Genomic DNA, 15,911 nt, shown 5'->3' with positions numbered 1-15,911 from the left:
CTTAATACTCCTCTCTGAAGCGGCGTGTAATCCAGTTCGCAAGTAAGTTCATCAATAACGTAAAGACGAACAAGAGCGTACCAACCGCATAGATACTGTAATATTCAACTGTTCCAAATCCAGCATCGCCTAAAGCGACCTGAACGATATACGCAGTCATCGTTTGAACCGGCTCCAGTGGATCAACGGCAGCTGTCGGATTCGAACCACCAGCGATCGTCACGATCATCGTCTCACCGATCGCACGAGACATCCCGAGTACGATCGAAGCAATGATTCCTGACAAGGCAGCTGGAACGACGACTTTCAAAGCAACTTCAAGACGTGTCGAACCAAGAGCAAGCGCACCGTCCCGAATTTTTTTCGGAACAGAGCTCATCGCATCCTCAGAAATCGAAGCGATCATTGGAATGATCATGATCCCGACGACAATTCCCGGACTGAGGGCATTGTAGATTTGAATGCCCGGAATTAATTTAACGAGTAGTGGTGTGACGAACGTCAACGCGAAGAATCCGAAAACGATCGTCGGAACACCAGCTAATACTTCTAAAATCGGTTTTAAGATACGGCGTGCGCGGTCAGACGCATACTCACTTAAATAAATCGCTGAAGTGAGGCCGATCGGCACGGCAACTAGCATCGCAATCACGGTAATCTCAAGCGTACCGACGACAAGCGGCCAAATTCCATACTCCGGTTGAGAGTTCAGTGGATACCAGCTCGTACTGCCGAAGAATTCCTTGAACGGAACGACTTCAAAGAAGTGTTCGGTTTCAATGACTAACGTGAGAATGATGCCGATGGTCGTAACGACCGAGACAAACGCGCACAGGAACAAAACGATCGGCATGACGCGTTCCATGACGTTTTTCATACTGAATTTTTGCTGTCGGTTCTGTTGAATCAGCTCGCGAACCGATTTATTGGGTGTTGAATTCATCCTTCTTCGCTCCCTACTCCTTCTTGACATGAGAACGGGACCCAACCGGTACAGACTTCCCCGATTGGGCCATCCTCATGACTCGATGATTATTTCATTGCGTCTTTGATTGCTTTTGCGTTTTCATCGTAACGATCTTGTGGCATTTTGATATAACCGACTTCTTCAGCTAAATCTCCAGCGTTTTCGTTCGTGAATTTCACGAAGTCTGCTACCTGTTTTTTGTCATTCAATGATTTGTTGTTGACATACGTGTAGATTTCACGTGAAAGCGGGTAAGATAAATCTTTTATCGTTTCAGGTGTTGGATCGACAGCGTCTTTTCCTTCAGCTGAAAGTGGAACTTCTTTTAACTTATCTTTGTTTTCAGCGTAGTAGGCATAACCGAAGTAGCCGATCGCACCTTTCGTTCCTTCAACCCCTTTGACGAGTACGTTATCGTCTTCAGACAATTGAACGTCTTTACGCATGTCTTTCTTCTCGAGTACTTTTTCAGAGAAGAAGTCAAATGTTCCTGAATCTTTCCCTGGACTGAAGAATTTTAGTGGTTCAGCCGGGTAAGAAGAATCGACATCTTTCCAAGTCTTAACGTTCGGGTCGAGCCAGATTTTCTCGAGTTGATCAAGCGAGAGTTCTTTTACCCATGTGTTGTCTTTGCTGACTGCAACAGTCAAACCATCATACGCGAGTGAAAGTTTTGTATATTCGATGTTATTCTTTTTTGCTTCAGCTGCTTCTTCTTCTTTAATTTCACGCGATGCGTTCGAAAGATCCGTTTCCCCAACGACGAATCGTTTGAATCCGCCACCTGTACCAGAAACACCGACCGTGACATCTACGTCAGGTTGTTCCATTGAATATTCTTCACCGACAGCTTCCATGATCGGGAAGACTGTAGAAGAACCGTCGATTGCGATTTTTCCTTTTAAATCAGATGAACTAGCAGAACCGCCTTTATCGTTACCACATGCCGCTCCGACTACCGCGATTGATGCTACCGTTGTGATTAATGCTGTTTTTTTCATCCAAGACATGATTAATTTTCCTCCTCGAAAGTATGTCGCTGACGATGCTACGACTTTTTATCCGTTTTCCTTACAAGACTTATACTACGGATGAACTATTAAAACGAAATGAATCCAACGTAAAAGAATTGTAAAGGCGTGTTTTTTGGTGTTTACAATTCGAAATCCATTAGAAAAAAAGGTCAATACAAACAAAAAAACGAGAGTGATTATTCACTCTCGCTTAGTTTCTAGTTAATTTGGCTTAGTCTGCCACGGTACATCCTTGACGTTGAAATACGCTTTGACAAGATCATGACCGATTTTTGAGTTGACGGTTTCTTGTTCCATATATGGAAGGAACACGGCCCATGCCATCTCCGGATTATCATACGGTGCCCAACCGACAAGGTTCGAGTTCAATGAACGAACCGGTTGCCCGCTACCGTCTCGTAAGGCGATTCCGTCATCACCGTAGACACTGACCTGTGCTGTACCTGTTTTCGCAGCAGCATCGATTCCAGTTTGTGCGATGATTTTCGCTGTACCACGCTCACCTTTTACAACACGGTGTAACCCTTCCCGGACATGATCGATATTATCTTGACTGACTTCAATCCGGTTCAGATAATTCGTTTTAAAGCTGTAATCGACCTTTTTCGTACCCTTTTCAATCGAGTTCGAAGCCAATACTTCTTTTAAGAAGTGAGGCTGAACACGATAGCCACCGTTGGCAAGCGTTGAAATGTACTGTGCGACTTGAAGCGGCGTGAAAGCATCATACTGTCCGATGACGCGGTCCATGAGTAAAGTGACACGGTCAGGTGTTCCTTGAACACCTTTTGCTTCGTACGGTAAATCCACACCCGTTGTTACTCCAAGCCCGAACTGGCTATAGTAATTCTGCATGATCGCAGCCGCTGCGTCCACACTCGCTCCGGCAATACCGTTACTTGGGTACTTCGCCATCCGCATCGCAATGTTGAACATATAAACGTTTGACGAACGCTCAAGCGCCGTTAAATCCGTAATCGGTCCCATGTTGACATATGATGCTTTTTTCGTACCACCGATCGTGATCGGCGCATCATTGATGACTTCGTTTTGGCGAATAACACCCTCTTCGAGTCCCATCGCAACCGTTGCGCCTTTAATCGTCGAACCGATTTGAAGCGACGTCAATACATTATTGATTGCGACATCTGAGAACTTACCGGTTGCTGGATCCAACTTTTGACCAGACATCGCAAGAATCTCACCTGTCTGTGGATTCATGACGACGGCGTAACCTTCTTTTAGATAACGACTACCCATGCCACGTCCCATTTTAATGGCTTGTTGCATGATTTGGTCGACTTGTTTGTTGTACTCTGCATCTACGGTCAGAACGAGATCTTTACCGGACTCGCCTTCCTCGCGTTTTGGATCACCGACCGGCTCTCCATTGAACGTCTCATACACATCGTACGCTGGTTTCCCGCGCAGAAGATCTTCATACTGTTGTTCAAGGAATGATGTTCCGACACGGTCATTCAAGCTGTAACCTTTTGCTTTGAACTCCGCTTGTTGTTCTGCTGGAATCTTCGAGTACTTCCCGAAGATGTTCCGAAGTGTTCCTTCATATGGATAAGAACGCTCGTAGAACGGTTCCACCGATACACCTTTTAAATCTTCTAGATTTTCATCGATGATCGCCATCTCTTTTGCAGAAGCACCGAGTTTGACGAGTTGCGGATCAAGTGCGTATCCGACTTCCATGTTATGTTTGATCGCAATGACTTCCATCGTTTGATCGTCATAATCGATATCGTCTTTCGTAATCGCATCTAATCGGATTTGATCCTGTTCTGCGATTGATAGTTTACTTTGTGCCTCTGCTGAAGGATATTTCTGTTTGATGGCTTCTTGATAACGACGATCAGACTCTTTCATGTTCGTCGCGATCCAGAAATCCTTAATATCACGTTCTGTGACTTTCCAATCTTTTTTAGGTAGATCAATGATTGCTGCAAGACGCTGTGCAATCTCAATGCGTTCATCGACTTTCGTCGTTTGTGCTCGACGGTAGACGATCGAGTATTTAGAAATCGTATCAACCAAAAGACGACCATCCCGGTCATAAATCTTTCCGCGTGGCACTTCATATTTTGATGCGATCATTTCTGTTTTTTGAACTTCCCGCGAAATTTTCTCACCATTGACGATTTGCACGACTCCTAAACGGAAAATCAAAATCGCAAACAATAAAAAAACGACGAAGAACATTAAATTCAGACGAAGCGGCAGATGATTACGCCGTCTTCCTCGTACGGTGATTCGTTTAGCCATGGCGTACTCCCCTATCGTTCAAAAGTCATCTTGTTTCATTATATAGAAGGAAACTTTCCATAACAACCTATCCCATCATTTTCCGCATTAAAAAAAGCGTATCGTTCACAATTGAACGACACGCTCGTTTTCACATTACTTCGCGTCAGCGTAAAGCTTCGCTACGTGATCCCAATCAACGACGTTGAAGAACGCATTGATGTAATCAGGACGACGGTTTTGATAGTTGAGATAGTATGCATGTTCCCAAACATCAAGACCGAGGATTGGCGTTTTGCCTTCCATGACTGGTGTATCTTGGTTTGGTGTCGAAACGACCGCCAATTTTCCACCGTCAACGATTAACCAAGCCCAACCTGAACCAAAACGAGTTGTTGCTGCTTTCGCGAATGCATCTTTGAATGCATCGAATGATCCGAATGCTTCGTCGATTGCTGCCGCGAGTTCCCCTGTTGGAGCAGCGCCATCATTCTTCTTCAACAGTTTCCAGAAGAATGAGTGGTTCCAGTGACCGCCACCGTTGTTACGGACTGCAGTTTGAATGTTTGCTGGGAGAGCATCCAAGTTTTGAAGAAGTTCTTCAAGTGACTTTCCTTCATGTTCTGTACCCTCAAGCGCCGCATTCACGTTCGTGACATACGTGTTGTGGTGTTTCGTGTGGTGAATCTCCATCGTACGAGCATCGATATGTGGCTCAAGCGCATCATAAGCGTAGCCGAGTTCTGGTAATTCAAATTTTGACATGTTCATGTCCCCCTTTGTACTATTTTCGAAAACTTCAATACCCTTTAAGACTAGCAAAAGAACCTGTGTTGACGCAAGTCAAGACCCTCGGATTTACTTGACTTCTCGTGGAGCAAAAACTGAGACACCACCACCTGGAACTGGGAAGACACCAAATCCTTCATCGTCGATCACGACAGGGTGATCTTGATGGTTCGTATAGTCGAACCATTCTTGGCCTGCACGTTCTTCACCGACGAACATCCGTTTTTCACACATATCGGCATTCGACAATAAGACCGCACAGCCAGAGTTCTCAATTTCCTCAACTCCACGACGAACCCAACCGACACAATGTGGATCATCGAGATAATCTTCTTGTTCACCATATGCTTTGTGATACCGTGCATAGAGTAAAGCATCGATCATTTCTTTTTTCCCTTCTACCGGATGTGGTCCTTGCACTCCATAATAGTCACCGTAGAAGACACATGGGTAACCGTCTTTACGAAGTAAAATCGCCGCGTAAGCGTGTTGTTTGAACCAGTCATCCACCCACGACTCAAGTGATTCCCCCGGTTGAGAATCGTGATTGTCGACGAACGTGACGGCATTCGTCGGATGCGACTCGACGAGCGTATCCGCAAACAATGTCGTTAAATCAAATTTTTCTCCCTGCTTAGAAGCTTCATGGAACTTATAATGAAGCGGAACATCAAACAAATCGATCGTGTAGTCGACACTGTCCAGGAAATGACGGCAATCGTCGAGATCTGACTTCCAAAACTCGCCGACCATGTAAAAATCGCCTTCGCTGCTTTCCATCATCGATTTCGCGAATTCACGGACAAACTCATAGTTGATATGCTTGATCGCATCAAGACGGAAACCTTGGCAATCGATCGTGTCCTTGAACCAGTGTCCCCAACGAATCATTTCTTCCCGTACCGTCGGATGATTGTAGTCGATGTTTGCAAACATGAGATAGTCATAATTGCCGAACTCATCATCTACTTGGTTGTTCCAATCCTTATTTTTTCCGGAAATCTTAAATATCCCTGTTTTTTCTTCGCGTGCGTCAAAATCCGTTCCATTGAAGAATTCGTGCGTCCAGACAAAATCCGAATACTTTCCATTACGACCCGGGAAAGTAAACTTCGTCCACGCATCGATTTCAAACTCTTCTGAAATTTCTTTCGATCGATCTTCTGGATTGACTTCCACTACTTTAATCGTCTCGAGTTCGTCTGCTGCAGCTTTATGGTTCATGACAACATCCGCATAAACAGCGATATCGTTCTCATGAGCAACTTCGATTGCTTCGACTAGCTCATCCTTTGTGCCATATTTCGTCCGGACCGTTCCTTTTTGATCGAACTCGCCTAAGTCATAGACATCATAGATGCCGTATCCTGTATCTTCATCCGACTGACCTTTCGATGCTGGTGGAATCCACACGGACGTGATGCCAGCAGCACGCAATTCAGGCGCTCGTTCTTTCAAACGTTGCCAGTGCTTTCCATCATTCTCTACATGCCACTCGAAAAACTGCATCATCGTATGGTTACGTTCCATCTCTCTTCGCTCTCCCTTAGTTACTATAGTATGAATATTATTACAATACCTTTACTATTCCCCGAGCGAACAAAAATAAACGCTTCCCGTTTGCAACGAGAAGCGTTCAACTAAATGGACCCTGCAGGACTCGAACCTGCGACCGGACGGTTATGAGCCGTCAGCTCTAACCAGCTGAGCTAAGGGTCCTTAAGTAATAGTAGCGGCGGAGGGAGTCGAACCCACGACCTCACGGGTATGAACCGTACGCTCTAGCCAGCTGAGCTACACCGCCATGATGTATGTTTCTTACTCTTACTAGATTACGAGATATGGCGAAACTTGTCAATATGCTATTTCAAAAAAATAAACAGCTGATTTCATTTTTTGAAATCAGCTGTCATAGATGAATCGTATTTCGTTTAGTTCGTTAATGCGGTCCGCTGTTCAAGGACGAGATCCGTGATGTTGACAGCGTGATCGCCAATTCGTTCAAGGTTTGATAGTAAATCGACGAAGATCATCCCTGCTTGTCCCGTACATTCGCCAGCATTCACGCGAAGGACATGATGCTTACGGAATGAACGTTCGAGTGCATCGAGTTTACCCTCGAGTTCAAGAACTTTTCGTGCCCGTGTGACATCGTCTTCTTCGACGGCGCGAATCGCACAAGCGACGATTTCTTGTGTCAGGACATACATCTCATCAAGCTCTCGCTTCGCAGATGTGGTGAACTGAATCCGGTTGACGATCTGGAAGTCGATTAATTCAACAATATTCTCGACATGATCACCGATCCGCTCGAAGTCATTGACAGCATGCATCAGTAGCGAATGATCATTTGATTCACGCTCTGATAAATCATGTGCGGCTACTTTGACAAGATAACTCGTGACTTCTGTATTTAAGTGGTTGATCGCGTATTCAATCTGCTCTGATTCCGATACATCCTTCTTATCATGCGATTGCGTGTAACGGTGCGCTTTCGCAAGTGCGTCTTTCGAGAATTCTCCCATTCGCAATACTTCGAGCTTTGCTTGATTTAATGCGAGTGCCGAAGATTGGTTCAAGATGTTTTGATCGAGATGACGCGGTTTTGAATCGATCGTCGTATCCGTACCCGGTACGATTTTTTGTACAAGCCATGCGATTTGCGCGATGAACCAACATTGAATCAACGTATTGACGACATTGAACGTTCCATGTGCAAAGGCGATTTGCATTTTTGGTTCTAAACCAAGCGCACCTGTGATCCACGCAATGAAGCTAGAGAACACTGGTAATGCGATCAAGAACAAAATCGTCCCGATAATGTTGAAGATGACGTGTGCCGCTGCTGTCCGTTTAGCTGCAATCGACGCACCAAGTGCTGCAAGTACTGCCGTAATCGTCGTTCCAATGTTATCCCCGAACAAGACCGGTAGTGCCGCTTTGATATCGATCATGCCACCAGCGTACAACTCCTGTAAGATACCAATCGTTGCTGACGACGACTGGACAAGAACAGTAAAGATCGTTCCGACGAAGACACCAAGTAATGGATTATCCGACATCGAGACAGTCAATTCACGGAACCAAGCACTTGATTCAAGTGGAGCCATCCCGTCCCCCATCAATGTGAGACCGTAGAACAACGCACCGAAACCAAAGAAAATCTGTCCGATATACTGAACACGTTCTTTATTGAAGAAAAAGATCAAAAAAGCACCAATAGCGATAGCGGGAAGTGCCGCTTCTTTAACATTGAAGCCAATGATGAAGGCAGTGATCGTCGTACCGATGTTCGCTCCCATGACGACACCGATCGCTTGTCGTAAATTCATCAGACCCGCACTAACGAGTCCAACGACGATAACGGTCGTACCGGAGGACGACTGAATCAGTATCGTGACGACGATACCTGCTAAGATACCTAATAGTGGATTCGTCGTATACTTATCGAGGATATAACGTAATCGGTCTCCCGCTGTTTTTTGGAGACCATCTCCCATATACTTAATACCGAAAAGGAAAATCCCAAGTCCACCGATGAAGGTGAAAATCATTTCCTGCAAATCATAGTTCATCTTGCCAGCTCCTTTATTTGATGTGGATTGATGTGTTTGTAAAGTTTATTTTCTCAACTTCACCATTATGTAAAGGTCCGGTGAACTTGTAAATAGTTTTTGCGACATCCGTTTGTTAAGGTTTTATTAATCTGTACCATTACACAAAAACCCTTTATTACCAATCAAAATTAAACAATTAAAATCTGTTTTAAAACAGTAGAAAGAGTGATTCACTTGTCATTTTTACGTCAACTGATTAATTACTTACAAACTTCCTTAATTCCAAATCGTCTGTTTTTACGTCTTCGCCTAGCAGATGTTTCTTTGTATTTTTGTGGATTAGCTTGGATTTCACTGTGGACGACGATTATTGATTCCTTCTTTTTACAAAAAGATATCCCAATCGTGATTTGGTTCGTTCTTCACTTCATCTTCATCGCTATTGCCGTCTTGCTGTATTTGCTCTTGATGGCATATCTGACGAAAGGATTCGTTCGTCTGTTACTCCCCCGCACATGGGCATATCGTCAGACGTTCCCTTACACAGTTGCAACGAATCTATGGACCTTCCCCCTTGGCATGCTTCTTTACCAATTGGGGCATCATCAAATAGGAGTCGCTTTACTTATCCTCGGGCACTTCGTTTACACGTTGGCGCCATTATGGATCGCCCGTTCCCCGAAACCTCGCGCGTCACGTAAATCTCGATGAGTATCAAAATCAGGCGTCCGACGGATTGACGGACGCCTTACTTTCATTAAACAATTGTAAATGTTCGATTTTCGTTCTTGTTTCTCGATTTTTAGGGAATAGTTCGATATGATAGAAAAGGTAAACATAAACAATATGGCGGTATGCCACAAAAGGAGATTTTCGATATGCCGAAAATGGTCCATCGCTCTAAGACTCGTCCCGTTCGTGTAGGGGACCTTGTCATTGGTGGAAATAATGAAGTCATCATCCAAAGTATGACGACAACTAAAACACACGACGTCGAAGCGACAGTCGCTGAAATCCTACGTCTTGAAGAAGCTGGTTGCCAAATCGTCCGCGTCGCTTGTCCAGAAGAACGTGATGCGCTCGCACTTGCAGAAATCAAAAGCCGAATCAACATTCCGCTTGTCGTAGACATCCATTTCAACTATAAACTCGCGCTCATGGCGATCGAAGCTGGCGTCGATAAAATCCGGATCAACCCAGGTAATATCGGTCGCCGCGAAAAAGTCGAAGCCGTCGTGACAGCAGCAAAAGCGAAAAACATCCCAATCCGGATTGGGGTAAACGCTGGTTCACTCGAAAAGCACATTCTCGAAAAATACGGTTATCCAACAGCACGTGGTATGGTCGAGAGTGCCTTGCACCACATCAAGATCCTTGAAGATCTCGACTTCCATGACATCATCGTTTCATTGAAAGCATCAGACGTTCAGTTGGCGCTTGAAGCATATCAACTTGCTTCTGAATCGTTTGACTATCCACTTCACGTCGGGATTACGGAATCGGGTCCACTTCGTTCTGGTTCATTAAAATCAGCAGCAGGACTTGGAGCGATCCTCTCACGCGGAATCGGAAACACGGTTCGTGTATCTCTTTCAGCAGACCCTGTCGAAGAAGTAAAAGTCGCAAAAGAAGTCTTGAAATCATTTGGTCTCGCAGCCAACGCGGCGACATTGATCTCATGTCCAACATGTGGTCGGATCGAAATCGATTTAATGTCGATTGCTGCAGAAATCGAAGACTATATCGAAAACATCCAAGCGAACATCAAAGTTGCGGTTCTCGGATGTGCGGTCAACGGTCCTGGTGAAGCGCGTGAAGCTGATATCGGTATCGCTGGTGCACGAAACGAAGGATTGCTATTCCGTCACGGAGAAATCATCCGCAAAGTACCGGAAGCAACGATGGTCGAAGAATTGAAGAAAGAGATCGATGCGATCGTTCTCGAAAAACAGGCTGAAAAAGAAGCCGAAAAAGCGAACCACGCATAAGTTGAAGACTCCTCCCTCGCGAGGAGTCTTTTTTCGTATCTCGATTTCGACTATGTTATACTAAGTGAAGAAAAATTTTTAGAACGTGGGTGACTGTAAATGAAAATTGGAATTGACATTGATGGAACAATCACACATCCATCCTCTTGCTTCACTTACATGAATAAATATCTCGGAACGTCGATTGACTTCAATCAGGCGTCCGAGTATGAATTGCATACGTACACCGATATGAATCAAATCGAATTTTGGGACTACATGGTGAACTCCGGTCACGAGACCGGCATTTATCGTGAATCCATCCCTCAAGAACATGTTCGCCACCACTTATGGAATTTGCGGAAGCAATATGACCTCCATTACGTAACAGCACGATCGGAGCTCGTTCGTCCTGTAACAGAAGAGTGGATCAAACAACACGAACTTCCTCTTGATTCCTTGATCATGACGGGATCACACGACAAAGTACAAGTCGTTCGTGATTTATCACTCGATTTATTCATGGAAGATCGATTAGAGAATGCTGTGCAGATCGCAGAAGACACATCGATTCCTGTAATCTTGTTCGACGCACCTTATAACCGTAAAGCCGTACCGAATAATGTCATTCGTGTCGCTTCATGGAATGAGGCCGTTCAAGAGATTCAAAAATTTGCACCGATTCGTTAAAACAGCCGATTAGGCTGTTTTTTCCATTTTTATGTCATTGCACGACTTGATATCGTACAATGACGATAGATTGAAACTTTGATATAGGAAGGGCTTCGTGATGCTTGCGACAGTGAATATCTTTTTTATTAATATCTGTATTATTTTTCTCGTTTCTACGTTCACCTTTTACCTACTTCGTGATCGTTTGCCAATTCAACCTGATTCAAAAATGTCTACTCGTCTCTATTTCGGACTTTCCAATGGTATGACTGGCATTCTACTTATGCATAATGCAATCGACTTAAATGGAGCGTTGATTGATTTACGGTTATTACCTCTCGCTTTGTCCGCTTTGTTCGGTGGTAATATCAGTATTGCCGTGACAGGGCTGATGCTCTTGATTTATCGATTCGTGATTGATAGTGGCGATTCACTAGACGCTCTGTTTAGTTCTGTCATCACACTACTTGGATTTCTAGTACTTTCTTTTATTTGTCGTCGATTCATCAAACGGCAAGGGTATTTCTTTTCTGCTATCGTCACGGTCGGTTCCCTACTCGTACTCTCGCGATTGATTATGAGCAACTCCCCAGCGGATGCCTGGAGAACGATTTATATTCCATATTTCATTTTAACGATTGGTGGAGCCTTTTTGTTTTATCGTTTGTCTTCACTTCTTCAGCAGCATTTTGTTCTTTATTCTTATCAATCCTATCTTGCTTCGACCGATCAATTGACGCGGCTCGCGAACCGCAATGTCATTTTAGAAAAAGTCACGACGCTCGAAAAGAGTAAAGATTCCTGGGAGTCATCTTGTTTGATTTGGATCACTTCAAGAATGTAAACGATACACATGGTCACGCTATAGGAGACGCTGTCTTGTGCCACTTTTCAATCTTATTGAACGAGCATTGTCCGGCACCCGTTACGGTCGGTCGATATGGTGGTGAAGAATTCATCGTCATCGTTCCAGACATTGAACCGCATCCTCCTGTCGTCTTAGCTGAAACAATCGTAACAGCCGTTCAGCAAACACCCTTCGTCATGCAAGATCATGCCGTATCCATTACGGTATCCGCAGGAATTGCTTACGCTCATCAACAACCAGCTGAAACAGTATTTAAGCAAGCGGATAGCGCTTTGTACGAAGCAAAAGCACAAGGACGAAATCAGCATCGCCTGTATCAATCGAAATGAATACTAAAAAGCCACTTCTCCTCCGAATGATTCGGACTGAAGTGGCTTTTGTTGGTCAACGGACCGTTCCTTCATTCGTCTTTTGCAGTAGACAGATGATTTCTTCAAGTGGTACCGGTTTAGCGAAGAAATAACCTTGGAATAGATGAATACCGATTTCCTTGGCAATGCGTACTTCTTCTCCTGTCTCAACTCCTTCGACGATACATTCGACATGCATCGACTGGCTCAGTTGAAAAATCGACTCGAGAATGGATTGTCGTTTCTCCGATTCACCGATTTGTTCGATGAATTGTTTCGGAATCTTTAATTGACGTAACGGTAACAAACGCTCGAGAACATGATAGGATGCGTGACCAGTTCCGAAATCATCGAGTGACAACGGGAAATCAAGCGTTTTGATGCGTTTGAGCGCTCGATGAATCGATTGACTCTCGAAATCAAGTGACTGACTCTCTGTGATTTCAATTTTAATCTGTTGCGGTTTTAAGGCATACTTCAGTAGCGTTCGTTCGATGAACGGCATGAACGATTCACTCGTCAACTGGCGTGGTGATACGTTGACAGATAACGTAAACTCGTCTGGAACCAGATCGATCAATGCTTTGCGTGTCTTACAACTTTCTTCAAAAATCCATTCTCCTAGACGAATGATTAAATCACTTTTTTCAGCAATCGGAATGAATACGGATGGTCGATCTGCTCCTTGTAACGAGGTCTTCCATCGAACTAAGGCCTCAAGACCGATGAATTGCTCTGATTGAACATCGTATTGTAATTGATAAACCAGATGAAAATCCGTTTCGATGTTAGCTTGGGCTAGGGATTGTGCTGCTTTGACTCGTAATTCTTGATCCTTACGCCATTCTTGGTCAATACACATCACACGTTCGTTTTGTTGCGCTGCTTCTTGTAAGGCAGTCAATAATTGCTGCACCCGACGCTTTCGATTGTTGGTCGCCCCTTCGCCATTATCAATGACGATGGATATGTTGACATAGACATGATGCCCCTCGATTTCGTATGGTACAGAGATTTCTTGGCTCAATTCTTCCATCGCTTCCTTACACGCCACCTCGTCCGGCTTTTCCATGACGATCAATAACGTCCCTGCTTCAATCCGAGCAAAAGCTTGATAAGGAGGTAGTTGTCTCTTGAGTCGCTCGATACAGGCGCGTAGTACTTGTAACTGAATATCTTCTCCAAAATAACGTGCCAGCTCATAGTAGTTTTCTAAATGAATCCCGACAAAAATGAGCTGTTGTTCGGGTCTTGGAAAATCACTTTCGTTTAATCCTTGGCGATTCAAGACACCTGTTTCTTCATCACGTCGCGCCGTATCGTGTAATTGTATCGCAAGGTCATTTAACCGATTTAAATTGCGAATATGCAAGTGATTGATGACAAGCGCAATCGATACGCCAATCACAATCATGCCAATCCGTCCATAATGGTCTGTCGGATCAATTTCTACCGTCACGGTATCGGCATTCCACATGACATACAAACTAGTTGCAATGGCAATCGCGATGGCGTACCACATCATGATTCGTTGATACGAGATTAAAGCGATCATCAAAAACAAAAAGCTACTTGCCCAAACGGTAACTGCCGCATAAGGTAAAAAGCTAATCGATGTAATCGGAACGACGAGCAACATCAAAGACAATAAGTGCGTTTGCAAAACGGTTTCCATTTTGCGACGACTAATATAAAAAATAAATAGACCCATGACGATTAAAAATGAAATGATGACAGAACGACTCAAATACGCACTCTTAATTGTCTCTTCTGTCGTCGTATAAATGATCAAAGCACCAACGAACATCATGAATAAGGCGAAATTTCCAATCCACCATTGTTGTTTCCGAACGATATCCTCCATGCTTCCCCCCTCCTTTCCGTCTGATTTTCCGTATAAAGGTTTCGACATCGCTTGATGATACTCCTGTCAAATGGAATGTGTCAATTCTTTCCTAAAAAGAAAAGTCTTCCCTCATACGTATCGTGGAAGACTTTTCTTTCAAATTGATGTTTTTATAGCTCGACTCTTCCTAACTCCTCGATGACATCCGTTGCTAGCAAGCTGCTCGGATGCATGTATCGTTCGACTTGTCGAGAAGCACGTGCATACCACTCCGCTCCTTGCGCTAGTGTTCTTTCGATATCTCCTGTTGGATGTTGTGCAAGAAGGCTGGTTAATATACCAAACAGCGTATCCCCACTCCCTCCTTTGGCGAGACCACTTGATGCACCAGAGACGACGAATCCGCCTCCATCTGGTTTCGCGATTAAGATGACATGGGACTTCAAAACGACAGTTACTTGATGCAAGATGGCATAGTCGGTTGCCTGACCAAAAAGATCATCTTGAATATTTGCGACACTCTGGTTCGTCATCCGGGCGAATTCACCGATATGCGGTGTGACGATGATTGGCGCGGTTCGTTCGGGATAACTTTCTTTTACTAAAGCTGCAGCATCTAGTACAACCGGCAAATCACTCTCAAGCAGATAGTCCACCCATGTTTCGACTGCCTCTTGCGATAATCCGGGACCGATTCCAACTGCTGAGATGGAGGGGAGCATCTCCTGAATTGCTGGTAATGTCTGATCAATGACCATCGCTTCCGGCGCTTGGACGATGATTCCATGTTTCGCAAGTGCCGTCGTTGCCACTTGTAGTTTACCGACTCCTGTTCGTAAGGCTGCCCGTGTCGCGAGTTGGATGGAACCCGGCATCGTCTCACTTCCACCAATCAATAGAGCCGTCCCGTACGTTCCTTTATGACCGTATGGTTCCCGCTTGAACAAGGCGGTCACACCATTAGGTGATACGCGCCATTCACCAAATGTCGGTAATCCGATATCAATCGTTTCTGATTCGCCATAAAACGGTGCTGTCCGTATTAAAAAGGCAGATCGTTTCATTGCATGCAGTTGAAATGTCACGTCTGCGCGAACCGCTGTCTCCTTAAATTCCGTTGCGTGATCCGTCGGTACTCCGCTCGGCACATCCACTGCATAGATACGTGCCCCTTGTCGCTTTTGTTCCGATACGAATTCACATTGCGCTTCGAACACCTGATTCACCCGCTTTGGATCAAATCCCGTTCCATATAAGGCATCTAGAATGACATCATATTGACCACACGGTTGTTCGGTCACGAGTCCAAACGCTTCTGCATAATGGACATGAACGATAGATGTATCCGAACGATTCTCTCCAAATGGTGCATGTAGTGTGACATCAAATCCGTCGCGTATCAATTCGCGTCCAATGACATACCCATCCCCACCGTTATTGCCTGTCCCACATAAAATCAAGATTCGCTCCGTCTTCCTATGACGCTCTTTGATACGTGTTGCGATGTGACTTCCAGCTCGTTCCATCAGCACTTCAAGTGGCAGTCCGGATGTACGTGCCCACTCATCGATTTGTCGCGCTTCTTGTGTATCATAAATCATCTTCTCA

General features: G+C 44.6%; 13 protein-coding genes and 2 tRNA genes. 5 read left to right on the top strand and 10 right to left on the bottom strand.

Going from position 1 to position 15,911, the window contains the following annotated elements; genetic code table 11:
* Window position 1 precedes the first annotated feature (1 nt).
* The 8 genes from pstC to MKY22_RS04720 all read right to left on the bottom strand — a co-directional run bounded on the left by pstC (window position 2) and on the right by MKY22_RS04720 (window position 8,618).
* On the bottom strand, window positions 2–943 hold the full coding sequence (gene pstC, locus MKY22_RS04755; RefSeq protein WP_341087085.1) for a phosphate ABC transporter permease subunit PstC: 942 nt from the start codon (window positions 941–943) through the stop codon (window positions 2–4).
* An 89-nt stretch (window positions 944–1,032) separates the two neighbouring features.
* Window positions 1,033–1,977 carry a PstS family phosphate ABC transporter substrate-binding protein gene (locus MKY22_RS04750; protein WP_341087082.1) on the bottom strand — a complete coding sequence of 315 codons (945 nt, stop codon included), beginning with the start codon at window positions 1,975–1,977 and terminating at the stop codon, window positions 1,033–1,035.
* 225 nt (window positions 1,978–2,202) lie between these two features.
* Complete coding sequence (locus MKY22_RS04745; protein WP_341087080.1) at window positions 2,203–4,275, bottom strand: peptidoglycan D,D-transpeptidase FtsI family protein; 2,073 nt, start codon at window positions 4,273–4,275, stop codon at window positions 2,203–2,205.
* 135 nt (window positions 4,276–4,410) lie between these two features.
* Window positions 4,411–5,019 (bottom strand): superoxide dismutase, encoded by a 609-nt coding sequence (locus MKY22_RS04740; protein ID WP_016404085.1) that lies wholly within the window; start codon window positions 5,017–5,019, stop codon window positions 4,411–4,413.
* A 93-nt stretch (window positions 5,020–5,112) separates the two neighbouring features.
* A complete protein-coding gene (locus MKY22_RS04735) occupies window positions 5,113–6,573 on the bottom strand; it encodes an alpha-amylase (RefSeq protein ID WP_341087074.1) in 1,461 nt (486 codons plus the stop codon).
* Between the two features lie 115 nt (window positions 6,574–6,688).
* Window positions 6,689–6,762 (bottom strand) — tRNA-Ile (locus tag MKY22_RS04730).
* Between the two features lie 11 nt (window positions 6,763–6,773).
* Window positions 6,774–6,847: transfer RNA gene (locus MKY22_RS04725), tRNA-Met, on the bottom strand.
* A gap of 127 nt (window positions 6,848–6,974) precedes the next feature.
* The gene (locus tag MKY22_RS04720; RefSeq protein ID WP_341087072.1) at window positions 6,975–8,618 is read right to left on the bottom strand and encodes a Na/Pi cotransporter family protein; all 1,644 of its coding nucleotides are present in this window, start codon (window positions 8,616–8,618) and stop codon (window positions 6,975–6,977) included.
* A 207-nt stretch (window positions 8,619–8,825) separates the two neighbouring features.
* On the opposite strand from MKY22_RS04720, the gene MKY22_RS04715 reads away from it, so the two are divergent.
* The 5 genes from MKY22_RS04715 to MKY22_RS04695 all read left to right on the top strand — a co-directional run bounded on the left by MKY22_RS04715 (window position 8,826) and on the right by MKY22_RS04695 (window position 12,436).
* Window positions 8,826–9,311, top strand: coding sequence for a hypothetical protein (locus MKY22_RS04715; RefSeq protein WP_341087070.1), 486 nt, complete (start codon window positions 8,826–8,828; stop codon window positions 9,309–9,311).
* 167 nt (window positions 9,312–9,478) lie between these two features.
* A complete protein-coding gene (gene ispG / locus MKY22_RS04710) occupies window positions 9,479–10,588 on the top strand; it encodes a flavodoxin-dependent (E)-4-hydroxy-3-methylbut-2-enyl-diphosphate synthase (RefSeq protein ID WP_023467533.1) in 1,110 nt (369 codons plus the stop codon).
* 99 nt (window positions 10,589–10,687) lie between these two features.
* Window positions 10,688–11,257 (top strand): 5' nucleotidase, NT5C type, encoded by a 570-nt coding sequence (locus tag MKY22_RS04705; RefSeq protein WP_231884699.1) that lies wholly within the window; start codon window positions 10,688–10,690, stop codon window positions 11,255–11,257.
* Between the two features lie 100 nt (window positions 11,258–11,357).
* Window positions 11,358–12,083, top strand: coding sequence for a LytS/YhcK type 5TM receptor domain-containing protein (locus MKY22_RS04700; RefSeq protein ID WP_341087064.1), 726 nt, complete (start codon window positions 11,358–11,360; stop codon window positions 12,081–12,083).
* On the top strand, window positions 12,053–12,436 hold the full coding sequence (locus tag MKY22_RS04695; RefSeq protein ID WP_341087062.1) for a GGDEF domain-containing protein: 384 nt from the start codon (window positions 12,053–12,055) through the stop codon (window positions 12,434–12,436). The genes MKY22_RS04700 and MKY22_RS04695 overlap by 31 nt, the downstream gene beginning before the upstream one ends.
* A gap of 55 nt (window positions 12,437–12,491) precedes the next feature.
* Here MKY22_RS04695 and MKY22_RS04690 read toward each other — a convergent pair whose 3' ends face one another.
* Both MKY22_RS04690 and MKY22_RS04685 read right to left on the bottom strand, forming a co-directional pair.
* A complete protein-coding gene (locus MKY22_RS04690; protein WP_341087059.1) occupies window positions 12,492–14,321 on the bottom strand; it encodes an EAL domain-containing protein in 1,830 nt (609 codons plus the stop codon).
* A gap of 152 nt (window positions 14,322–14,473) precedes the next feature.
* Window positions 14,474–15,904: an NAD(P)H-hydrate dehydratase gene (locus MKY22_RS04685; RefSeq protein WP_341087056.1), complete on the bottom strand. Its 1,431-nt coding sequence runs from the start codon at window positions 15,902–15,904 to the stop codon at window positions 14,474–14,476.
* Window positions 15,905–15,911 lie beyond the last annotated feature (7 nt).

Origin of the sequence: Exiguobacterium sp. FSL W8-0210, assembly GCF_038006045.1 — a bacterium.
In the GTDB taxonomy this organism is placed as follows: domain Bacteria; phylum Bacillota; class Bacilli; order Exiguobacteriales; family Exiguobacteriaceae; genus Exiguobacterium_A.
Note: the sequence above shows the minus strand (reverse complement) of the source record. Positions and strands in the feature narration are given on the sequence as shown.

What these genes read in the sequence shown, in the direction of transcription:
- MKY22_RS04700 (WP_341087064.1), top strand. Translation starts at nt 11,358, where the DNA reads ATGCTTGCGACAGTGAATATCTTTTTTATTAATATCTGTATTATTTTT.
- MKY22_RS04720 (WP_341087072.1), bottom strand. Translation starts at nt 8,618, where the DNA reads ATGAACTATGATTTGCAGGAAATGATTTTCACCTTCATCGGTGGACTT.
- MKY22_RS04750 (WP_341087082.1), bottom strand. Translation starts at nt 1,977, where the DNA reads ATGTCTTGGATGAAAAAAACAGCATTAATCACAACGGTAGCATCAATC.
- MKY22_RS04735 (WP_341087074.1), bottom strand. Translation starts at nt 6,573, where the DNA reads ATGGAACGTAACCATACGATGATGCAGTTTTTCGAGTGGCATGTAGAG.
- pstC (WP_341087085.1), bottom strand. Translation starts at nt 943, where the DNA reads ATGAATTCAACACCCAATAAATCGGTTCGCGAGCTGATTCAACAGAAC.
- MKY22_RS04740 (WP_016404085.1), bottom strand. Translation starts at nt 5,019, where the DNA reads ATGTCAAAATTTGAATTACCAGAACTCGGCTACGCTTATGATGCGCTT.
- ispG (WP_023467533.1), top strand. Translation starts at nt 9,479, where the DNA reads ATGCCGAAAATGGTCCATCGCTCTAAGACTCGTCCCGTTCGTGTAGGG.
- MKY22_RS04690 (WP_341087059.1), bottom strand. Translation starts at nt 14,321, where the DNA reads ATGGAGGATATCGTTCGGAAACAACAATGGTGGATTGGAAATTTCGCC.
- MKY22_RS04705 (WP_231884699.1), top strand. Translation starts at nt 10,688, where the DNA reads ATGAAAATTGGAATTGACATTGATGGAACAATCACACATCCATCCTCT.
- MKY22_RS04685 (WP_341087056.1), bottom strand. Translation starts at nt 15,904, where the DNA reads ATGATTTATGATACACAAGAAGCGCGACAAATCGATGAGTGGGCACGT.
- MKY22_RS04745 (WP_341087080.1), bottom strand. Translation starts at nt 4,275, where the DNA reads ATGGCTAAACGAATCACCGTACGAGGAAGACGGCGTAATCATCTGCCG.